We start from the raw sequence: 20022 nt of genomic DNA on the forward strand, positions 1-20022 counted from the left end.
AATGAATCAAGCATATATTGTCGAATCTGTCCGGACGGCTATTGGCAGAATGGGCGGAACGATAAAAGACGTCCCAGTCGACCATCTTGCAGAGAAGGTCATTCGGGAAGTATTAAACCGCTCTCATACTGATGTACTTGTGGATGAGGTGATTCTTGGTCAGGCCAAGCAAAGTGCGGATACATCCAATCTTGCACGTCTGGCCGCCTTAAGAGCGGAGCTGCCTATTGAGGTTACAGGCTATACAGTTCACCGCCAATGCGGATCCGGTCTTCAGGCCATCAATAATGCGGATATGCAAATCAGGCTCGGCTATTCTGATGTAGTCGTGGCCGGAGGAGCTGAAAGCATGAGCACAGCGCCATACTATATCCGGAACGCCCGTTATGGCTTCCAGGCCGGAAATGCACAAATTCTGGATCCGAATACCGAAAGCCAGCCTTGTTCCCAGCCAATCAAAAAATATGGGAATCTGACAATGGGATTAACCGCTGAAAACCTGGCTGAGAAATATACTATTTCAAGGGAAGAACAGGATGAATTTGCGCTTCGCAGCCAGGAGCTTGCGCATGCTGCCATTGAATCTGGCCGTTTCGAAAAGGAAATCATCCCGGTTGAATATAAGCAAAAAAGAGAAACAAAGCTTTTTAGTGTGGATGAGCATCCGCGCAGTACAAATATTGAGAAGCTCTCGAAGCTTAAGGCGGTATTTAAGGAAAATGGAACCGTGACAGCAGGCAATGCCAGCGGCCGCAATGACGGTGCTTCCGTCATTTTGATGATGAATGAAACAAAGGTCAATGAATATGGCTTAAAACCAAAGGCGAAAGTCATTGCCCAGGCTGTGAGCGGAGTATCTCCTGAGATTATGGGGATTGGTCCTGTCACCTCGACATTTAAAGCGCTAAAGCAATGTGGTTTATCGATGGATGACATTGGATTGATTGAGCTGAATGAAGCATTTGCAGCTCAGGCACTTTCGGTCATTCGTGAATCCGGAATGGATATGAATAAGGTGAATGTTAATGGCGGTGCCATTGCTTTAGGCCATCCGATAGGGGCTACAGGAGCGATTTTGATGACAAAGCTGCTGCACGAGATGGAACGAAGAGGCGAAAAATATGGACTGGTCACTCTATGTATTGGCGGCGGACAGGGAATTACCACCATAATCGAAAACCTTCAAGTTTAAGAATATTCATGAAGGAAGTGTTGTGATGAACAGGCCACATATTGTTCAGATTCTCCCCATGTATCATGCGGATGGGGAGAATCTGCTGAACAAACATGCTGATGTGAAGAAGTTTACCGAATTTAACGAACAGGAGATATGTGATTACCTCCAGATTCATCATGTCGACGGAATCATCCTTCGGGCTCCGGCAAGGATCACACCTGCCATTCTGGACTGCTGCCGGCAGGTAAAAGCCATTTCGGGTGCGGGAGTCGGACTTGATAATATTGATGTCGGATATGCGACGAAAAAGGGAATACCCGTTTTGCATGCACCAAAGCTCAACAGTACCGCCACGGCAGAACATGCAGTGAGCCTGCTTTTAGCGGTGATGAAAAAAACGGCTTATTTTAACAGGGAAACCAGGAGTGGGAACTTTCAGTCAAGGGATGGGGATTTTACACTTGAATTGGAAGGAAAGCAGCTGGGGCTTGTTGGCTTTGGGAGTATAGCGCAAAAAGCGGCCAGGATTTTAGTCCATGGCTTCGGCATGAAAGCTGTGGCGTATGTCAGAACAGTCAATGCAGAAAAACAGCAAGCGGCTGACCGAATAGGAGTGGAACTAACTACGTCTATAGAAAATGTTTTTACTAAAAGTGATGTTGTAAGCTTACATATTCCATTAACCATAGAAACAGACAAACTAGTAGATTATCAATTACTGTCGCTTATGAAAGAAACGGCTGTACTGATAAACACTGCCAGGGGCGGCGTGATCAACGAGGAAGATTTGGCAGAAGCATTGAAACAGAATCGAATTCTGGGTGCAGGGATCGATGTTTTTGCAGATGAGCCGCCGCCTTCTGATCACCCGTTTTTTCAGCTTAAACAAGTAACCGTGAGTCCGCACATTGGCGGAATCAGTCTTGAGGCGGCAAGGAAAACCTCCATGCTGATTGCAGAGAACTTAATTCGTGCCATTCAAGGTCAAAACCTTTCTGTAATAGTCAATCGAGCTGAACTGACCGAAGCAGGGAAGGGGTTATTTTCATGACACCAGAACATTTGAAGAAAGTCATAACAGATTTTGAAAGCAGCCCATTCTGGAACTTTATCGGATTGGAATTAAGGGAATTAAGAGAAGGGCATGTTCTATTAGCCCTTCCCCTCCAGAAGGAGTTCATAAATGTAAGAAATTCTGTCCACGGCGGCATCTATGCATCCATACTGGATACAGCAATGGGCATGGCAGGCAGGTCTCTGGGATATGATGAGGTTGCGACACTCCATCTAAACATTCAATATCTTAAGTCTGTGATGGACGGTACGGTTTACTCCGAGGCAGAGATTGTTCATCAAAATCGCAGCACGGTATTGATTGAAGGCAGGCTAAAGAATGAAGACGGTGAACTGATTGGACATTGCACCGGAACCTTTAAGCTATCAAAAGGTGAAAAGGGATGATGCACACAGCTATTACAGAGATGTTTAACATCCGCTATCCCATTATCCAGGGAGGGCTTCAAGGACTTGGAACATCCCCGCTTGTGTCCGCCGTATCGAATGCAGGCGGACTCGGCCTGATAACAGCTGGAAGCTTTTCGTCCAAGGAAGAAATGCTGGAGGATATTGAGTCGGCAAGAAAGCTCACCTCCAAACCATTTGGTGTAAATATCGCTCTTGGAATCCGCAAGCCAATGGATGAATATGTGGAAGGGGCAATCGAAGCCCGTGTTCCCGTTGTTTTCACCTCAGGAAATAACCCCGAGAAGTATATGGAGAGCCTTAAAGCAAACGGAATAAAAGTCGTTCATGTCGTGCCTTCAGTAAGATTTGCCAAAAAAGCAGAATCGATTGGCTGCGACGCAGTGGTCGTGGTTGGATATGAGTGCGGGGGCCATCCGGGCAAAGAGGATGTAACCAGCCTTACCTTGATTCAAAAGGCTGTAAAGGAGCTTTCGATACCTGTCATTGCAGCAGGAGGGTTTTCAACAGGAAAATCTGCTCTTGCTGCTTTTGCTTTAGGGGCACAAGGTGTGCAGATGGGAACAAGGTTTTTGGCTTCCAGGGAAACAGCACTCCATGAGTCGATCAAAGACAAATTGATAAAGCTTCAGGAAACAGATACCGTGCTTGTGAAAAAATCAATCGGGAAAGCCATGAGAGTGATGAAAACAGACCGTGCGCTGGAGCTGCTGAAAAAGGAAGAAGACGGAGCAGTTTTAGAGGAGATCTTTCCATTTATAAGCGGTGAATCCTATATGGAATTAATTAAAAATGGCAATGAACATTCCGGTGTCATCTCATTAGGGCAGACCATCGGATTAATAGATGAAATAAAAAAGACAGAAGAGATTATCAAGGATATTGTGCAGGAATACGAACAGCAGCTTGAATGTTTGTACAGGAATTTGAATAGATAGGAGCGAAGTCATTGTTTAATCAAGAAAACCAGGTGGCTGTTGTTACTGGCGCAAGCAGGGGATAGGAAAGGAAATATCCAGAAGACTGGCCTCGGAAGGTGCATATGTCTATTTAGTCGACATTAATGAAGAAGCCTTAGCTGATACCCGACATGAACTGCTGGAAAAAGGCTTTGCTGCAGAAATGCTCAAGGCTGATATCACCAATGAACAGGAAGTGGAAAGGTTTTTTCCTATATAGAGGAAAGGCATGGAAGGGCGGACATTTTAGTCAATAATGCCGGGATCATCCGGGATAACCTGTTATTTAAGATGAATGCCGATGATTGGGACAGTGTCATGAATGTTCACTTGAAGGGAACTTTCCTCTGCAGTAAATATGCCCAGAAATTAATGGTTCAGAACAAATATGGAAGAATCATCAATCTATCTTCCGTATCAGCTCTGGGAAGCAGGGGCAGGCCAATTACGCAGCGGCAAAAGCAGGGATCCAGGGATTTACGAAAACACTGGCTATTGAACTGGGAAAATACAATATTACCGTTAATGCCATTGCACCTGGGTTTATTAAGACAGAAATGACAAAAGCAGTCGCAGAACGGCTTGGCATTTCCTTTCAGGAATTAATTGAATCCAAAGTAAAGCAAATTCCGGTAAATAGAGCAGGCACTCCAGAGGATATCGCACAGGCGGCAAGCTTTTTTGCCAGTCCCGCATCCTCATTTATTAGCGGTCAGGTCTTATATGTTGCCGGAGGCCCAAAAGCATAGGAGGTTATGATATGAAGCATTGGAATATTGCACTGATCCCTGGAGATGGAATAGGCCCGGAGGTGGTGGCAGAAGGAGTAAAAGTATTAAAAAAAATAGAGGAACTTGATCTCGGTTTATCCTTTTCTTTTACAGAGTTCCCATGGGGCTGCCAATATTATTTGGATAAAGGAAAGATGATGGCTGATGATGGAATCGAACAATTAAAGGAATTCGATGCCATCTATTTGGGGGCAGTAGGCTATCCTGGTGTGCCTGACCATATTTCACTGTGGGACCTGCTCCTGAAGATCCGGAAGGAATTTGATCAGTATGTAAACATTCGCCCAATTAAACTTCTGCATCCGGAGCTGACACCGCTAAAAAACAAAGGGGAAAAAGAGATCGACTTTTTGGTTATCAGGGAGAATAGTGAAGGTGAGTATGCTGGAGCAGGGGATTGGCTCTTCAAAGGAAAGCCTGAGGAGGTAGTCCTGCAGACCGGTGTGTTTTCAAGGAAAGGAACAGAACGCATTATTCGCTATGCATATGAAGAAGCCCGCAAACAGAAAAAGACATTAACAAGCATCAGTAAAGCAAATGCACTGAATTACTCCATGGTGTTCTGGGATGAGGTATTTGATGAAGTGGGGAAAGAATATCCGGATGTCAAAACTTACTCCTATTTGGTGGATGCTGCAAGTCTCTACTTTGTTCTGCAGCCGGAAAGATTTGAGATTGTCGTTACCTCCAATTTATTCGGGGACATTCTAACCGATCTGGGGGCTGCGATTACAGGGGGACTCGGGCTGGCTGCGGGAGCGAATATCAATCCTGAAAGGGAGTTTCCATCCATGTTCGAGCCTATTCACGGATCCGCACCGGACATTGCCGGGAAAGGTCTTGCCAACCCGCTGGCTGCCATCTGGTCCGTCAGCCAGATGATGGATCATTTTGGAGAACCGGCCTGGGGAAGCGCCATCCTGAAAACGATGAAAGACCTGCTTCAGCATAAGAGTTCACTAACTCCGGATCTGGGCGGAAAAGCTTCAACGGATCAGCTTGGCAATGAGTTTATGGAGCTTTTAAGCAGTTATGCTCCGGCTAAGGTTAAAAGTCCTTCCAGTGGAGTTAAATAATAGAGAGAAGGGTTCCTATGATACGGTTTTCTCTCGTATTAAGCATGTGTTTTCTTTATATTCTTGAGGCATTTGTGCCGAATATGTACATTAGCTTTATTTTTAATATGGCGGCTGCAGCGGTCTTTTTCACCATGGTGCCGTTATTGGATAGGAAGGGCAGGATATTTACACTGGGCCTATTCTCTGCGGGGATTTTCATTCATTATGCAGTCGGGGATAGGGGCCTGCTGCTGATTGAGGGCATCACTCAGAATATGGCCCTGCTGGCCATTCTCATTCTGGCTCCGCTTCTGTCCATTCCCTTAAGAAGGGAAGGAATTATTGACACAGTTATAACGTATTTAAATGAACTGAAAAACAGCCCTGCCCATACTTTTTATGGCATAAGCTCATTTATGCTGACTCTGGCTCCCATTTTGAACATGGGGGCCTTAAGGATTGTACACGGCTTTGTGGAAAACATCAAAATTCCATCCAAGTTATTATCAAGGTCGTACTATGTAGGGTTTACACCGGCTGTTATTTGGTCGCCATTCTTTGCTTCAGTAGGAATTGTTTTGTTTTATTTAGAGATCACGTATCTTTCTTATGTAGCGTTTGGTGTGGTTTTTGCCATATTGCAGATGGCAGCAGGAATGATTCTGTTCCGACCGGCTGGAGCTGTGGAGACGGCAGCTGCACTTGAGGAGGAAACTGGAGACGCGGCAGCTGATAAAGGCAGAAAAAAGGATTTGTACACGCTGGCCGGCTTTGTACTTGGCCTGGTGCTCCTCTTGATTGTCATGGAGCATGTTTCCCACAAATCAATGCTATTGCTGGTAAGCATGGTCTGCTTCATTGTGCCGGCAGGCTGGATGGTCCTGCGGAAGCAAAAAAGGCCGTAAAGGAAGAAGTTTCCCTCTATAAGAGCAAGATACTGGCACAGAGGATGGAAATTTGCCTTTTTCTAAGCGCGGGTCTTTTTGGCAACGCTGTTTCACACACACCTGTAAAACAGCTGCTGGAGAAGTCCATGCAATGGTCAGCACAGCAGTCTATCGGAACTTTGTTCTCGTTCATCATCCTGTTTGTTACGTTAATGGCCTTTATTGGAGTCCATCAAATTATCGTCATTCCGCTGATCCTAACCTCGCTGAACTTTGCCGAAATGCCTGGTATTACGGTAGTCAGTGTGGCATTTATGTGCATTTTCACCTGGATGCTTTCTTCTTCCATTTCACCACTTAACGCCCTGAATATCATCATCAGCCAATGTGTTCAAAAAAACGGGCTGACCGTTGCATTCAGATGGAATGGTGTATACTTTATCTCTGTTACAGGGATGGCCTTTTTGTATGTTTATATACTGAATTGGTTTTAACAGGGGCGTGGCGTGCGGAGCCGGACATAAGCAGGCACCTTTCGTATTCCATACAAAGGTGCCTTTTTAACTGCTATTTATTAATAAATGACTGAAACCCATAAGACTTATGACTTCTTCTTCGTTCTAGATTGAAAAAAGCTGACAGCTTCCAAAATAAATAACTTCTCCTGCTCACTCAGCATTCTCCAGTTTCCAGCTTTTATTTTCATTAGTAAGCCCTCCTCGATTTTTCATTCTCTAGTGACAAGGACATGGTTGTAAAATTCTTACTTATCTATACCGCCATTCTATTAATCTGAAACAACAAAAGTTTTTGCAAATTCCGACACTTGTTTTTGTATAATAAGGACTAACCATCAGGAAAAATGTGCTCTTGAAGGTCTTTTGCTATAATTTGAGCCTTTCTTGGACCTATTTCTCCACAATTCTACCTATTTCCCAATATTTTGATTTTAAGTTAAAATGAAAGAATAATAGATAATTTTTTGGGGGATACTTTATGGGCTATCGGGTACCGCTGCTTAGAGGGTTAAAGGAACCTTATTTGATTTCACATCAGCTGAGGAAAGAGGAGAGACTGTCAGGTTTATGGAAGCAGGTTCTGCTGGTCATGTTGCTGAGCGCGCTAGTGTACGGGCTAAGTGCCTACTTCGGCATTGGGAGCGAGCAGACATCAAGAAGCTTGACGGATATGTCCAGAAGCGAGTATGAGCTGTACAAGCTGTTCTTTGGCGGCGGACAAATCGTTTTTGGCGTTATTTATGCTGCCATGATCATTTTCGTGCCCTCGCTGCTTTTTTGGACGCTAGTTGATGTTGAATACCGAAAGCTGATCAGCATTCAGCTGATGGTGATGCTGATTCTCTTAATGGAAAAAGCAATAAACATTCCACTTTTTCTTATTCTGGGGTTAAACAGTGAATCATCGCTATTTTCACTCGGCATCATCGCTCAGGCGGCCTCATTTCCGGAGCTTTTAATCTATACCTTTTCCGTGATTACGCTCTTTAAAATATGGACATTTGTCCTGCAATATAAGTACTTAAAAGTCGTTTCCGAAAGAAGCCCTCGCTTCCTGATATTCATGCTGATCGGAACGCATCTGTTTTTTGTGATTGTCTCGGCTTTACTCTCATCCATTCAATTGGAAAAGCTAATTTAAGTGAGGGATTCTTCTATGACGTGGAAATTGAGATTGCTGCTTATCGGTGTGACGCTGCTCCTGGCTTGCAATATTGCCCTGATTTTCTTAAAAAGCGATAAGATCAGCAGAACCTACTATATTGATGAATGGACGGCTGTGAAAAAACAGGACCTCCTTGAGACCATGCCGGCAAAGGGTGTCCTGGCTCCAAAGGAAGAGCATCACCTATACTATGAGAATACAACCGGCACATTCAAGGGCTTCCTTGTAGAAAAAGGGGATGAAGTTCAGCCGGGTACAGGCTTATTCGAATACTCACCGGATGATATAGCCCTGACGAAGGAGAATTTCCAAATAGAAAAAGAAAAACTGGAACGTGAACAAACCAGCATAGAAAGTCATATCAGAGATTTGGAAAGCATGCAGAGAACACTTGCCCTCACACCTGCAGAAGAAGATGAACCAAATCCAAATGCATATATGATTCAAACGGTTGAACGGGATATTGCTGAAAAGGAGCTGCAGGTCAGCAGGCTTGAAAGTGAAATCCAAAAGTACGAGGATTTGATGGATGCTGCGGACGAAAGCCTGTCTAATCTGACTGTGGAAAGTGAAGTAGAGGGAACGGTCAAAAGCATTAAGAATGACCTTACCAATCCAGTTGTAACCATCATTTCGAATGAGCAAAAGGTCGAGGGGTTTTTACAGAGCAGGAAATTCATAAAGCGGCAGAAGGAATGAAGGTATTCATCATTCCAAAAGGCAGCAACAAAAAAATAGACGGAACCCTTGAAAAAGTCTTAAAGTATCCAACATCAGAACCACACGCGGAAACAGAAAGCCGCTTTGAATTTACGATTGCTATGAACGAAGCACCTGAGTTTGAAAGTTTCCATGGAGAGCATGTCGATTTGCGTATTGTTACGAATGAAGTGGAAGATACCCTGACTGTTCCTGCTGAAGCGGTGAAGAAGGTGAAAAAGGGCTCGTATACATATGCAATCCAGCAAAACGGCAGGCTTGAACGAAAGACAATTGAAACAGGGCTGAAAATCGGAAAGACCCAGGAAGTGAAGGAAGGGGTGGAGACGGGGGAACTCGTGCTTCTCGAACGGCCGCCATTTCTCAAAACGGGCTTTCCATTTATCACACCATTAGAAGTGGCAAAGCTTAAAAAGAAAGACTTAAAGGATTTAAGAAAGAAAGATATGCTGAAATATGCAGCCAGAGGACTTCTTTCCAGATAGAGAAAACCAGCAGCCATATATGCTGCTGGTTCTTTTATGCCTAATAATAAGGATCTTCGTTACCAGATCGGGATCTGAACAGGATGCCGATAAACATAATCACGGCTGTAATCAGCCATACAATCATAAAGGCTGAGCCAAGTGAAAAAGAGTTACTCGCATAGTTCATGCTTTGCTCAGTATAGACGATATACACAAGGGGTACTGCATTCAAAAGGAAAAAAACAATAATGGCAGCCAGCTTTATTGGCGTCTGATGCTGAAGCTTGGAATAAATTAAAAGAAGACTCGTTAATAATAAAGATAAGGACCAAAATGTAATAATGCCTACGATGTTCATCTGATCTCCTCCTTTAGACCCCGCTATCTATATCATTCTTCAAAATATATGTATACTCCTTCCAAAATATGAAAAAAGACACCTGTAAAAAGGTGTCCTAGTAAAAACGTTTAAATCCATCAAAATGGCTCTTCCAATACGAATTATCCAGACTGGAAACTTCAACGCCTGATGAGCCAGCGTGGATAAATTTATTATTTCCTACATAGAAACCTAAGTGAGAAATGCCTTTCTTATATGTATTCTCGAAAAATACTAAATCGCCAGGCTGAGGCGTATTCACATAAAAAGAGCGGCTGTAGTAGCCTTCTGAAGAGTAGCGTCCCATTTTGGAGCCTGTCTGTTTTAGGACATAATAGATGAATCCGCTGCAGTCAAAGCCTGAAGGTGTTTGGCCGCCCCATTGGTATGGAACACCTACATGCTTTTGGGCTTCGGCAAGAACCGATGCTGCTGCTCCGCTTGTCTGCTCATTATTTCCTGGCTTCCCGCTGGAAACAGATTCATTTGAATCCTTGTCTGCACTTAAGTTTAGCTTTTGTCCGATCAGAATTAAATCAGAACTTAGTTTATTCCACGCTTTAATCTGTTGAACAGTAGTTTTATACCTAGCAGCAATGCCGCCTAGAGTATCCCCTTTTTTAACTACATATACCTCAGAACTGCCGCCATTTGCAGGGCTTGACGGTGCAGGTGCTGAACCTGTCTGCCCTTGGGAATCTCCTGAAGTGTTACCAGCAGACTTTGAAACCTTAAAGACTTGTCCTGGGTAGATTAAGTGTGTGCTAAGGCCATTCCAGCTCATTAAATCTTTTAGACTAATATTATGATTTAAGGCAATTTTAGATAGAGTATCCCCGCTTTTAACGGTATAGCTTTTGGCTGTATTAGCTGGTGCAGGTGCTGTGTTTCCGCCTGATGGCTGATTGGATTCAGGCTTCTCTGCTGCCCCTGGTATTTCGAGTTTTTGATTGATTGATAGAAAATCAGAACTTAAGTTATTGGCTTTTTTAATATCCGTAACAGTCGTTTTGTATTTAATAGCCAGATGATACAGGGTATCTCCTTTTTTAACTGTGTATGTATCGGCGGAAGCCTGAGAGGCAAAGGCAGAAGAAAGCATTGCTGCAGCAGCAATTGAAACCATCTGTTTTTTCACTTTTCCGAATCACTCCTTGGACATATTTTGGTACCATTTTATCACATATATCGTCCAAAAAGATCATATTTTTACATGATTATACAAAAAACTAACTATTATTTTACAATAATAAAGGACTGTCGACTTATGTCGTGCTTCCTACTGAATATTTCTGTCGAAAATTGCCACTTTTCCAAGTATAAAGTCATTATATCGTTCATCTCTTTGAAGGCGAAAGATATCAAGAGCCTGCTCCATATATTTTTTTGCCAAAACAAGCTGTTCTTGGAGTTCATAATTAAATCCAATATGATAATGAAGATGCCCTAATAGAAATAGCTGATCCTTCTCTAAGCAGCTTTCAATAGCCTCATTGCAAAGCTTGGTAGAGCGATCAAAATCCTTTAAGTCTGTATAGGTTTTGGCCGTATTATAAAGAAGCCTGCTTCGGACGGTTTCATCATTTAAATATAGGATTCCTTCTAAATGATACATTGCTTGAAGATAGATAGAAAGGGCCTCTGTGTATCTCCCTGCTTCATATAAAAATATTCCTTTGCTATTGAGAATCTCGATTTCCCTTTCACTCCACACTTTCTCGAATGTCAAATCGATGGCTCTATCGATGAATAGAAGTGCTTCTTCTAACTGGTGATCGACATGGTATTTGTAAATCCCTTTATGCCAGAGAAGAATCTGGAAATTTCTCTTGTTGGATGTAAAGAGGGGATTCCTTTCTTCTGATTCCACAATCCCTTTTATGAGGGGGTAATCAAGGTTGCGCCTGGCTATTCTAAGCTGGTTATTAACCTCCTGAACATAATCAAGCCTAGGGGTCGTTCCGTGCTCAAAGAAATAATTGATATCTACACCCAGCCTCTGTGAAATGAAATATAAAGTGGATGCCAAAGGAAGGACATCGCCTTTTTCAATTTTGCTGATTTGCGCCTGTGTACATATATCCTTTGCCAGGTCTTTTGGGAAAGCCCTGCTGCTTTTCTTAACTCTTTGATTTTTTTCCAATCGCAGAAAAGTCCAAACAATACCCTCCTAAAAATATTCTTATAGTTATATTTACTATTGAAAATCCATATAAACAAGAGGTATCTCCCTGAAACCCATAAAAAATGAGTAATTATCAATGATACATGAATTGCATATTAATGTTTTAATAAAAATGTGAATTGCTTTTAGGAGGAAATCCTAACTGCAACTGAAGGAACATCCTTTTAAATCTCCAATTTTAGCCGGTTCCACAAGAGGAAGCGGTTCTTTTTATGTTTTTAATTGGAAAAATATTGTCAAATAACCAAAAAAGAAATAGAATGTTGTCATAGATTGCTAGGAAAATAGGAGGAGCAAAAAGGTGCTGGAAAATAATGAGGATCACAAAACGATAAATGAGCTTTTTTCGAGATGCTTACAAAAGTATATGAAATCGGAGTTGGGGAAAAGGAAATGAGCGTAAACCAGCTTCTTTCAGAGATTGAAAATGACCTGAGAAAAATAGTGGGGAATTAACGATATCAACTGGGACATAGAATATGGATGCATACTTAACCCTCTTTATAGAAGGGTTTTTATTTTGTATTAAAAAGTGAATAAAGCTTCCATCACTTTGAAGGCAGTCATTTATAAAATTTTTAATTAATGAAAGGATATTTGCAGGGAATATCGAATAATATTATAGTGGGGCTAATTTTAAATAAGCTGCGAAGAGTTTTTCTCCATATCAGTTCATCTTTAAAGCATGCACTCCACAAACAGCATATAGACTGATGCAGTTTCTGAACACACCTGAATCTATATTAAACGATATTATACCTTTTGTGGTAAAATAATACTATTAATCATACTAAGTGAGGGAAAGCTGATGAATTTAAGTGAGTATTTAATTGGCGACAGCTTACAATCTTTTCGTCAGTATAAAGGGTTAAGTGTTAAGGAGCTTGCAGAGGGAATATGTTCAGAGGAAGAACTTATTTCTTTTGAGAGAGAGAAAGCGTATCCAAGTCTGGAAACGCTGAATCAATTAGCAAATAAAATGAATATTGATCTTACGTACTTCTTTAATATTGCCTCGAAGTCTACCATAAATTATTCTACAGCTGTTATGCAAATTATTAATAAGCACAAGCGGAATTGGAATTATCAGGCCATCTATGAAATTGTGCAAAAGGAACTGGATAATCCCATTTTTCAGCCTGTCATGCTGAAGCAATTCCTAGTCTGGCATCAGGGGATCTGTGTTTTTTATCTTGAAAATGATTTTGATAAAGCGATCCAAATATTGCATGGCGCTTTAGATCTTACAAATGAAAAAAGGGTCAACTTAACGGAAAGAGAAGTCGAAATACTAGCAAGCATCGCTATTTTATATAAAGATATGAATCATTATAAGGAAGCCATATCGTTGTTCAAAAAGGCACTTAATGATTTGGAAAAGCTGCCGCATATCCTTGAGAGCAGAGGGAAAGTCAGGATTCTATTCGGCTTATCCCAGGCCTTGACAGAGGTCCGTGAATTCCAGGAATCGCTGGTGTATTGCCAAAAGGGAATTGATATTTGCATACATGAAGAAATCCAATATTTGTTTGCCAACCTGCACTATCAAAGCGGAGAGAATCATATAAAACTTGGCAATAAAGAAAAGGGAATTGAGTTTCTTCAAAAAGCTATTTATATCCTGCAGCTGCAGAAAAATGATAAATTCATCCAAATTGTTGAATCGGAAATGGAAAAATTACTCAATAGATGTTAATATATAAATAATTCAATAAATTATGAAAAAGAGAGGAGTCAATGTCGTGAAAAAATTAATTTTAGCAGGAGCATTGGCATTAGGTGTAATTGGGGTTGGAGCTTCCTTCGCGGGGAACCAGGAGGCAGGCATTCCATCAGAGCATAGTGTTGTCAAACCGGTAGAGTTAGCCGGCATTCCATCAGAACATAGTGTTGGCAAAACTTTCGAACTAGCTGGTATTCCTTCAGAACACAGTCCGGCATTTTCAACATACGGGATTCCATCAGAGCATTAATATATCAGTCTTCTATTAAAAACGGGAATTTTCCCGTTTTTTTATTTTGGCTAAAGGATTGCCAGATACCCTATATTAAATAGATATTGAGAAAGTAAGTGTTCGCGGTCCTATCTTAAGTAATAGACACGAAAATCCTATATGAGGAAGTGCCATGAAGTTTCGAAGTAGTGGTTCTGTTAATCCTGGAAAAAGAGCCGCCCAATCAATCGGACGGCTTTGTTTACAACTCTATCAATATGCCTGATTTATCATCGTGCTGTTTTAACCTTGGATAAAATAAGCAGGCAGGATCGGATTCTTCCAGCTGCAGAATATACTTCTCCAATTCATCCAGCCCTTTTTCAAAGGCCATCTTTGCTGTTGTAAGCCAGGTTTCCTCCTGGTCCGAACCTCGGCGGGAATGCAGCTTTAAACCATCAGACAGCAAAAGGATCTTATTTACAGCTATAAGCGGAATATGCCCATATTCCAGAAAATCTGCAGCTTCATGGGAACCGTCAATAATCCCATAGCCCTCAGGGGTGTTCAGCTTATTCCGGTTCGCCTGGAGCAATTCCTGAACATTCTTCCTAAAAAGTTGGTGCTTCCTCTTCAGCTCCTCTATTGAAACATCCTCTATTGTGGAAATACCATTTAAATAATTGTCCCATTCTTTTTGCATGAGCATGATCGCTTCATTGTCGAGCCGGTCGATATGGTCGAAGGTGACCTGCCGGATGGATTGATCCTTAAACTGCAGGAAAAGCATGCAATCGCCAGCTGATGCCCAATCCATTGAAGCGGCTGTTCCATCTTCATTTTTATGAATCTGAATGGCAGCCAGACCGCAAGAGCTTCTTTCGTGCTTAGGGATTTGCTCTAGGAGATGCTGCTCTTTATTTGAGCTCTCCGTTGTCTCCCTCAGATCTGTATTGCCTTCAATGATCTTATCCCTTAGCGGTGAGAATGCTTCTTTTTCCAAAGCTTTTTTATCAGCCCGGATGCCAGTGAGCCTGGCAGACCGCCAAGGCCGGTTGCCCCGTCAATTACCGCAAAAATGTTCTGTTGAGGATCAACAACAATTGCGTCTTCGTTAATATCTCTATCTCCTATTGTGAAAACCGTCTTGATTTGCATATGAAAACCACCTATTTTATAAAGTAATAAGCGATAAGAGAACCGATAATAACCAATGCTGATGTTAAGCTTATAGACACCGTTCTCCAGGGGTGCTGTATTTTCGTTTGAAAAAGCAATCCGAATCCAACGAAAGCTAAAACGAGTGAACCTGAAAGAATTAATATAAGCAAGGCGCTCTCGAGGAAGTCCCGATTGCCAAGAATATTTAAAGAGCCGATGGTAAAGCTGATGATGGCAGTGAAAAAGCCAAGCATTTGCAGGTTTTCCGATTTTAACTTAGAAATGGATTGATCGATTTCCTGCTTAGCTACATCAAAACTCTTTTCAGTGATGGCAATTTTGTCAGAGAAGACCTGAGAGAATTCGTTTGTCTGAACCTTATTTAGATGGAATAGGTAGTCATTAATCCGAATGGCATAATCTTTTTTCGGATTCCTCCATATCTATGGCTCTTCGGATCGCTTCCTTTGCTTCGCTGAACCTTCCCATCGCAGCAAGTATTCTTCCTCTTGTACAATAGAACTTGGCATATCGTGGCGTTAAATGAATAACACGATTGATGATTTGTCCTGCATCCTGTAATTCTTCCTCGGTAATCATCATTCCGTTCTCTCTCGCATGAATAATGGCCTCAGCATAATTATGAAGGACGCCTACCTGATTCGGCAACTTTTGTGAGGCTTCTTTGGCAAAAGTCACAGCCTGTTCGATCGCTTCAGCGGTTCCGATTTCCTTATATAAAAGGGAAAGAATATGCGGGTATAAAGGATACTCAATAAATCTTTCGCCAAACCTGTCGACGATTTCCTTAAAGTGGCTTATGTTTTTCATTCTTCGTGCATATGTAGATAAAACGACAAATATGGAAAAAAGTATGGAGGGATTCTGCTCCGAGTTCATGCTGTTTTCAAGATATAAAGTCCATTCATTGTATTCGGTTTCACTCAATGTTTCAGCCACCTTTGTGAGCTTAAGTTCATACTCCCTTGTTGTATGGGGAGGAAGACCGGTAAATCGCTCGGCAAAAGTGGGCTGGATGAGAGCATTTGCTTCCATTTTTGTCACCCTTTAGTTAACTTTTTAGACACAGACACTAGTATTATATTATGCTGGGAAAGGCAAGATAGATGCTGATAACTATTACAAGCATAAAATGGCTAACGTTTAATATTTCCTAAAACTATTTTACTATATGCATTATGTATCTACTATAAATATAAAAATAGCGCAATCAAATACTTTTTGAGGAAAGCTATCAAAATGCCACTCTTGAAATTGAAAAGAAATTCGAAGAGTAGTTTAAGTTAATAAATGAATACTTGAACCACCGATGTGCGATATAAGGGAGGTAGGCATCTGCGCTATCTCCTTTTTATTTTCGGATTGCGTATAAGAAGCATAAGATGTTCAAAAGGTTCTCTAATTTTACACAAACAAGAGTTTATACAATGATATCAGGAGTAATTATATTACTGAGGTGATAAATGATGATAAGAAATATAATAAATGTTACTTCACCAAATATGACAGAGAACCAAGAAGACGAATATGAAGAGTATGATTACAAAGAAGAAATTGAGGACAGACATTATTTTTACTAAAAGTCCTTTGAGACTAATTTGCTTTTTTTTATAGGGGCCTAGAATTTTGAAATCGTTGGATAAAAGGAATTGATGTTACTCTATGCACCCTTTACTATGGATCAAAATATATATATATATACCCCATAATTTACATTCACTTAATGAAGACTTAATAATCCTTTGTTAAGCTGGAGGAAAGTTAATAAGGAGTGATGAAAATGGTCAAGAAATTAAAGATTAAATGGCATAAGTTTTGGTTCCTTGCTTATAACACGATCTTAGGCGCAACTTCATCTTCAACCCTTTTTATTAACCTCTATAGAAAATCAAAATATCACCATACAAAATTAATACAATACCTTTGAGAAAATTCGGGAGCCTATTAGGCTCTTTTTTATTTGGCAGTGAACAGTGTGGGATAATCAGGTGGCTTTGCTGTTCAGAATAATCTCTTATGCATTTATACGACTATCTTAGAATCGTATGCCTGATAAACCCTTTCAGATGAAAAATTCTGAAAATTATAGTTTGATTATGCAGTAGGGGGAAATGGCTTAATAAGCGGGAAATAAAATAAAAGAGGAAACTTGTTTGAGCCCATTATTTGGAACTATTGAATATTATGAACAAAAGATTGAAAATTATATATCTTGTAAGCAAATTATAAGAAGGAAAGATGAGCACCTTTCAATAATCGTTTCACAACTGGAAGCAGAAATCCGCAATGACTTTACTTGCCATGATCGCATCAAAAAAGAATGCCTCGAAAACCTCTATAAAGTTTCCAATAAAGCATCATCAGCACTACATTAATCATATAAAAACTCGGTAATTTAATAAGCACATAAAGGATTCCTTAAAAAATTTCTATTCTGTTCTGTTTCGCCGCGATTTTACACTTTCCTCAATGAAATGATAGTCTGCCAAGATTATGTGGCGGTTCAGAACAATTCTTATTATATAAAAACTAGTGCCTCATAAATGTTTACCCCAAATCTCGAAAAGCTTCTTATCCAGCCATAAATATTTTGATTAAATAAATTGCTTGCAACCTGAAAATTTAAGGGATTCTAATGGAATCGCTCCCAATATAAATGGTAAAATGTAGGAAGGAGGGATTTCCATGAAAAGATGGTTGGTTTTACTTATTTCTATTCTATTCCTGGCATTGCTGAGCGGCTGCAATAAAGATGTTAAGCCTCAAGACCGTTTTGCCCAGTATGTTGAGCATTGGAATAAGCAAGAGTTCGATAAAATGTATGAGTTTCTGTCAAAAAGCGCTAAAGAGTCTATCAGCAAGAAGGACTTTGTAAACCGCTATGAGAAGGTATATAAAGATTTAGAGATTAGCAAGTTGAAAGTTACATATAAACCAGATATGGAAAAAGAATATAAGAAGGAAGAAAAGGCTGCTCTTCCATTTTCAGCTTCCATGGATAGCGCAGCAGGAAAAATTGAATTCACTCATGACGCCAGCCTGGTGAAGGAAGAAAAAGAGGATGAGAAGAGCTGGTTTGTTGCTTGGGATACAACTTATATTTTCCCGGAGCTTGGACCTGAGGATAAAATCAGCTACAGCACCGTTCCGGCACAGCGGGGGATATAGTAGACCGCACAGGTGACCCGCTGGCTTTAAACGGAACTTTATATGAAATTGGTGTTGTTCCTGAGCAGATGGAAGGCCAAAAGGAGCAGACAATTAAAGGTCTCTCATCCGCCTTGGGCATCTCAGAAGAGCAAATCAACAAGAGCCTGAATGCAGACTGGGTACAGCCAGGATACTTTGTTCCAATTAAAAAAGTCTCCCCGGATGACAAGGCAACACTAGATAAAGCGTTTGCTCTGAAAGGTGTTGTGAAACAGGATATAAAAGGAAGAATCTATCCTTTCGGTGAGGCATCAGCTCATTTGGTTGGCTATGTAGGCCCCATTACAGCTGATGAACTAAAGAAGAATGAAGGGAAAGGATATTCCTCCACTGATATCATTGGAAAAAGAGGACTGGAACAAGTACTTGAAGAACGGCTGAAGGGAACAAACGGTGTCAAAATTGGCATCACAAAGAAAGATGGTTCTGAGGTTGTGTTATCAGAAAAACCTGTGGAAAATGGCGAAACAATTGAGCTGACAATCGACATCACTCTCCAGAAGCATCTATATGAAGAACTGAAGGGAAGTCCGGGAACTTCTGCTGCAATTGATCCGGTTACAGGTGATACGCTTGCTTTAGTCAGCAGTCCAAGTTTCGACCCGAATGAGGCTTCGCTGGGCTTTACCGCTGAGGAGTGGAAGCAGCTTGAAGAGAACAAGGATATGCCACTCATGAACCGATTCAAGCAAACCTATGCTCCAGGTTCTGTGATGAAGCCAATCACAGGAGCTGTTGGACTATCCGAAGGGACACTGACACTTGATGAAACCATTCAAGTGAAAGGACTTAAATGGCAAAAGAGCAAATCATGGGGCAGCTATCAGGTAACACGTGTTAAGGATCCGAACGGGCCTGTTGATTTTGAAAAAGCCATGATGTACTCAGATAACATCTATTTCGCTAAAGAGGCACTTGATCTTGGAAAAGAGAAATTCTCTGCGGGCTTAAAGAAGTTTGGCTTTGAAGAAGAGGTTCCTTTCCCATTCCCGATCGAACAATCCCAGATTGGCGGTCTGGACAGTGAAATCAAACTGGCAGATTCAGGCTATGGACAGGGAGAAGTGGAGATGAGCATCCTTCATCTGGCAGCATCCTATACGCCTATTGTCAATAAAGGCTCTCTCATAAAGCCGGTATTAATGGGAGAGGAAGAAAAGAATCAGGTGTGGAAAGAAAATATTATCAGTGAGGAAACAGCCAATACTGTAGAAACGGCCATCACCAAAGTGGTTCAGGAGCCTTCCGGAACAGCTCACTCTGCGAATATGAAGGATTACCCGCTTGCCGGAAAAACAGGCACAGCCGAGCTGAAAAGAAGTGCAGAGGAAAAAGGACAGGAAAACGGCCTGTTTGTTGCCTATAATCCAGGGGCACCTAAACTGCTGATTGCAATGATGATAGAAGGCGTTGAAGATAAAGGCGGTTCAAAGGTTGTTGTGGAAAAGGTAAAGAAGGTATTTGAAAAAAATAAAGATCGATTTTAAATAGAAAAGGGAGGCAGATGGCTGCTTCCCTTTTTTGATTCAGTTATCTTTCACAGGCAATTTTGTCCTTGTCCCTGTCTTTTGACTTGTTCGCATCATAGAGTTTAGCGGATACATATGGTTTATATTTGGTTTTTCCGCCTTTATTCTTAATGCCGGCTGATCGTGCTACTCCTCCTTTATAGTCTTTATTAAGCTCTGTGCAGTTTTTATATGTTTTGATTTTGGCAGTTTTTGCGGAAGCTGCCGGGCTAAAAGACAATGAGGCTAAAAGGCATAGGGTAATGATGGCTGAAAGCAATTTTCTCAAAATAACTCCTCCTATTTTCCTAAATATGTAATAAATATAATTCATCTTCTATAACAGATCAATGATAATTTAAATCTCTTAAATTGTTTATTGTAAAAAATAGGAACAGGA

The 20022-nt window shown here is 41.2% G+C and carries 24 protein-coding genes and 1 pseudogene; 17 read left to right on the forward strand and 8 right to left on the reverse strand.

Going from position 1 to position 20022, the window contains the following annotated elements; translation table 11 throughout:
• Position 1 precedes the first annotated feature (1 nt).
• The 11 genes and pseudogenes from M5V91_RS24405 to M5V91_RS24455 all read left to right on the forward strand — a co-directional run bounded on the left by M5V91_RS24405 (position 2) and on the right by M5V91_RS24455 (position 9242).
• Positions 2-1192, forward strand: a complete 1191-nt coding sequence (locus tag M5V91_RS24405) for a thiolase family protein (RefSeq protein WP_251174231.1) — start codon at positions 2-4, stop codon at positions 1190-1192.
• Between the two features lie 25 nt (positions 1193-1217).
• The gene (locus M5V91_RS24410; RefSeq protein ID WP_174750864.1) at positions 1218-2228 is read left to right on the forward strand and encodes an NAD(P)-dependent oxidoreductase; all 1011 of its coding nucleotides are present in this window, start codon (positions 1218-1220) and stop codon (positions 2226-2228) included.
• Positions 2225-2638: a PaaI family thioesterase gene (locus tag M5V91_RS24415; RefSeq protein WP_019380741.1), complete on the forward strand. Its 414-nt coding sequence runs from the start codon at positions 2225-2227 to the stop codon at positions 2636-2638. The genes M5V91_RS24410 and M5V91_RS24415 overlap by 4 nt, the downstream gene beginning before the upstream one ends.
• Positions 2635-3597 carry an NAD(P)H-dependent flavin oxidoreductase gene (locus M5V91_RS24420; RefSeq protein ID WP_251174230.1) on the forward strand — a complete coding sequence of 321 codons (963 nt, stop codon included), beginning with the start codon at positions 2635-2637 and terminating at the stop codon, positions 3595-3597. The genes M5V91_RS24415 and M5V91_RS24420 overlap by 4 nt, the downstream gene beginning before the upstream one ends.
• 11 nt (positions 3598-3608) lie before the next feature.
• Positions 3609-4367, forward strand: a pseudogene (gene fabG, locus M5V91_RS24425) (3-oxoacyl-ACP reductase FabG).
• An 11-nt stretch (positions 4368-4378) separates the two neighbouring features.
• The gene (locus tag M5V91_RS24430; protein WP_251174228.1) at positions 4379-5485 is read left to right on the forward strand and encodes a tartrate dehydrogenase; all 1107 of its coding nucleotides are present in this window, start codon (positions 4379-4381) and stop codon (positions 5483-5485) included.
• A gap of 17 nt (positions 5486-5502) precedes the next feature.
• A complete protein-coding gene (locus tag M5V91_RS24435) occupies positions 5503-6372 on the forward strand; it encodes a hypothetical protein (protein WP_284521549.1) in 870 nt (289 codons plus the stop codon).
• A gap of 44 nt (positions 6373-6416) precedes the next feature.
• Positions 6417-6848, forward strand: a complete 432-nt coding sequence (locus M5V91_RS24440; RefSeq protein WP_284521550.1) for a hypothetical protein — start codon at positions 6417-6419, stop codon at positions 6846-6848.
• Positions 6849-7350: 502 nt separating this feature from the next.
• Positions 7351-8013 (forward strand): hypothetical protein, encoded by a 663-nt coding sequence (locus M5V91_RS24445; protein ID WP_159345230.1) that lies wholly within the window; start codon positions 7351-7353, stop codon positions 8011-8013.
• A gap of 15 nt (positions 8014-8028) precedes the next feature.
• Positions 8029-8736 (forward strand): efflux RND transporter periplasmic adaptor subunit, encoded by a 708-nt coding sequence (locus M5V91_RS24450; protein ID WP_284521551.1) that lies wholly within the window; start codon positions 8029-8031, stop codon positions 8734-8736.
• The gene (locus M5V91_RS24455; RefSeq protein ID WP_284521552.1) at positions 8733-9242 is read left to right on the forward strand and encodes a permuted SH3 domain-containing protein; all 510 of its coding nucleotides are present in this window, start codon (positions 8733-8735) and stop codon (positions 9240-9242) included. Before M5V91_RS24450 ends, M5V91_RS24455 begins: the two co-directional genes overlap by 4 nt.
• A gap of 40 nt (positions 9243-9282) precedes the next feature.
• On the opposite strand, the gene M5V91_RS24460 is transcribed toward M5V91_RS24455, so the two are convergent.
• The 3 genes from M5V91_RS24460 to M5V91_RS24470 all read right to left on the reverse strand — a co-directional run bounded on the left by M5V91_RS24460 (position 9283) and on the right by M5V91_RS24470 (position 11746).
• Complete coding sequence (locus tag M5V91_RS24460) at positions 9283-9582, reverse strand: hypothetical protein (protein ID WP_284521553.1); 300 nt, start codon at positions 9580-9582, stop codon at positions 9283-9285.
• A gap of 97 nt (positions 9583-9679) precedes the next feature.
• Positions 9680-10741 carry a C40 family peptidase gene (locus tag M5V91_RS24465; RefSeq protein WP_217026283.1) on the reverse strand — a complete coding sequence of 354 codons (1062 nt, stop codon included), beginning with the start codon at positions 10739-10741 and terminating at the stop codon, positions 9680-9682.
• A 141-nt stretch (positions 10742-10882) separates the two neighbouring features.
• Complete coding sequence (locus M5V91_RS24470; RefSeq protein WP_284521554.1) at positions 10883-11746, reverse strand: helix-turn-helix domain-containing protein; 864 nt, start codon at positions 11744-11746, stop codon at positions 10883-10885.
• Between the two features lie 393 nt (positions 11747-12139).
• Here M5V91_RS24470 and M5V91_RS31150 point away from each other — a divergent pair, with 393 nt between their 5' ends.
• From M5V91_RS31150 to M5V91_RS24480, 3 genes are all read left to right on the forward strand, one after another.
• Positions 12140-12244, forward strand: coding sequence for a YwzD family small protein (locus M5V91_RS31150; RefSeq protein WP_500797313.1), 105 nt, complete (start codon positions 12140-12142; stop codon positions 12242-12244).
• A 352-nt stretch (positions 12245-12596) separates the two neighbouring features.
• Positions 12597-13484 (forward strand): helix-turn-helix domain-containing protein, encoded by an 888-nt coding sequence (locus M5V91_RS24475; RefSeq protein ID WP_251174222.1) that lies wholly within the window; start codon positions 12597-12599, stop codon positions 13482-13484.
• 46 nt (positions 13485-13530) lie between these two features.
• Complete coding sequence (locus tag M5V91_RS24480) at positions 13531-13761, forward strand: hypothetical protein (RefSeq protein WP_251174221.1); 231 nt, start codon at positions 13531-13533, stop codon at positions 13759-13761.
• Positions 13762-13984: 223 nt separating this feature from the next.
• Here the strand turns inward: M5V91_RS24480 and M5V91_RS24485 are convergent, their stop codons facing one another.
• The 4 genes from M5V91_RS24485 to M5V91_RS24500 form a co-directional block, all read right to left on the reverse strand.
• Positions 13985-14725 carry a hypothetical protein gene (locus M5V91_RS24485; RefSeq protein WP_284521555.1) on the reverse strand — a complete coding sequence of 247 codons (741 nt, stop codon included), beginning with the start codon at positions 14723-14725 and terminating at the stop codon, positions 13985-13987.
• Positions 14698-14880: a hypothetical protein gene (locus tag M5V91_RS24490; RefSeq protein ID WP_284521556.1), complete on the reverse strand. Its 183-nt coding sequence runs from the start codon at positions 14878-14880 to the stop codon at positions 14698-14700. Before M5V91_RS24490 ends, M5V91_RS24485 begins: the two co-directional genes overlap by 28 nt.
• 11 nt (positions 14881-14891) lie before the next feature.
• Positions 14892-15137: a hypothetical protein gene (locus M5V91_RS24495; RefSeq protein ID WP_284521557.1), complete on the reverse strand. Its 246-nt coding sequence runs from the start codon at positions 15135-15137 to the stop codon at positions 14892-14894.
• 148 nt (positions 15138-15285) lie between these two features.
• Positions 15286-15939 (reverse strand): tetratricopeptide repeat protein, encoded by a 654-nt coding sequence (locus M5V91_RS24500; protein WP_284521558.1) that lies wholly within the window; start codon positions 15937-15939, stop codon positions 15286-15288.
• Between the two features lie 1118 nt (positions 15940-17057).
• Here M5V91_RS24500 and M5V91_RS24505 point away from each other — a divergent pair.
• The 3 genes from M5V91_RS24505 to M5V91_RS24510 all read left to right on the forward strand — a co-directional run bounded on the left by M5V91_RS24505 (position 17058) and on the right by M5V91_RS24510 (position 19601).
• Positions 17058-17279, forward strand: coding sequence for a hypothetical protein (locus M5V91_RS24505; RefSeq protein WP_251174218.1), 222 nt, complete (start codon positions 17058-17060; stop codon positions 17277-17279).
• A gap of 310 nt (positions 17280-17589) precedes the next feature.
• A complete protein-coding gene (locus M5V91_RS30710; RefSeq protein WP_369425915.1) occupies positions 17590-18072 on the forward strand; it encodes an NTF2-like N-terminal transpeptidase domain-containing protein in 483 nt (160 codons plus the stop codon).
• 47 nt (positions 18073-18119) lie between these two features.
• Complete coding sequence (locus tag M5V91_RS24510; protein ID WP_369426000.1) at positions 18120-19601, forward strand: peptidoglycan D,D-transpeptidase FtsI family protein; 1482 nt, start codon at positions 18120-18122, stop codon at positions 19599-19601.
• A gap of 43 nt (positions 19602-19644) precedes the next feature.
• Here the strand turns inward: M5V91_RS24510 and M5V91_RS24515 are convergent, their stop codons facing one another.
• Positions 19645-19863: an excalibur calcium-binding domain-containing protein gene (locus M5V91_RS24515; protein ID WP_374940689.1), complete on the reverse strand. Its 219-nt coding sequence runs from the start codon at positions 19861-19863 to the stop codon at positions 19645-19647.
• Positions 19864-20022 lie beyond the last annotated feature (159 nt).

This window comes from Cytobacillus pseudoceanisediminis, assembly GCF_023516215.1.
In the GTDB taxonomy this organism is placed as follows: Bacteria; Bacillota; Bacilli; order Bacillales; family Cytobacillaceae; genus Cytobacillus; species Cytobacillus pseudoceanisediminis.

Excerpts from the sequence above, each read along its gene's own strand:
- M5V91_RS24405 (WP_251174231.1), top strand. The coding sequence starts at position 2 with ATGAATCAAGCATATATTGTCGAATCTGTCCGGACGGCTATTGGCAGA.
- M5V91_RS24410 (WP_174750864.1), top strand. The coding sequence starts at position 1,218 with ATGAACAGGCCACATATTGTTCAGATTCTCCCCATGTATCATGCGGAT.
- M5V91_RS24415 (WP_019380741.1), top strand. The coding sequence starts at position 2,225 with ATGACACCAGAACATTTGAAGAAAGTCATAACAGATTTTGAAAGCAGC.
- M5V91_RS24420 (WP_251174230.1), top strand. The coding sequence starts at position 2,635 with ATGATGCACACAGCTATTACAGAGATGTTTAACATCCGCTATCCCATT.
- M5V91_RS24430 (WP_251174228.1), top strand. The coding sequence starts at position 4,379 with ATGAAGCATTGGAATATTGCACTGATCCCTGGAGATGGAATAGGCCCG.
- M5V91_RS24435 (WP_284521549.1), top strand. The coding sequence starts at position 5,503 with ATGATACGGTTTTCTCTCGTATTAAGCATGTGTTTTCTTTATATTCTT.
- M5V91_RS24440 (WP_284521550.1), top strand. The coding sequence starts at position 6,417 with ATGGAAATTTGCCTTTTTCTAAGCGCGGGTCTTTTTGGCAACGCTGTT.
- M5V91_RS24445 (WP_159345230.1), top strand. The coding sequence starts at position 7,351 with ATGGGCTATCGGGTACCGCTGCTTAGAGGGTTAAAGGAACCTTATTTG.
- M5V91_RS24450 (WP_284521551.1), top strand. The coding sequence starts at position 8,029 with ATGACGTGGAAATTGAGATTGCTGCTTATCGGTGTGACGCTGCTCCTG.
- M5V91_RS24455 (WP_284521552.1), top strand. The coding sequence starts at position 8,733 with ATGAAGGTATTCATCATTCCAAAAGGCAGCAACAAAAAAATAGACGGA.
- M5V91_RS24460 (WP_284521553.1), bottom strand. The coding sequence starts at position 9,582 with ATGAACATCGTAGGCATTATTACATTTTGGTCCTTATCTTTATTATTA.
- M5V91_RS31150 (WP_500797313.1), top strand. The coding sequence starts at position 12,140 with ATGCTTACAAAAGTATATGAAATCGGAGTTGGGGAAAAGGAAATGAGC.
- M5V91_RS24475 (WP_251174222.1), top strand. The coding sequence starts at position 12,597 with ATGAATTTAAGTGAGTATTTAATTGGCGACAGCTTACAATCTTTTCGT.
- M5V91_RS24490 (WP_284521556.1), bottom strand. The coding sequence starts at position 14,880 with ATGCAAATCAAGACGGTTTTCACAATAGGAGATAGAGATATTAACGAA.
- M5V91_RS24495 (WP_284521557.1), bottom strand. The coding sequence starts at position 15,137 with ATGCTTGGCTTTTTCACTGCCATCATCAGCTTTACCATCGGCTCTTTA.
- M5V91_RS24500 (WP_284521558.1), bottom strand. The coding sequence starts at position 15,939 with ATGGAAGCAAATGCTCTCATCCAGCCCACTTTTGCCGAGCGATTTACC.
- M5V91_RS30710 (WP_369425915.1), top strand. The coding sequence starts at position 17,590 with ATGAAAAGATGGTTGGTTTTACTTATTTCTATTCTATTCCTGGCATTG.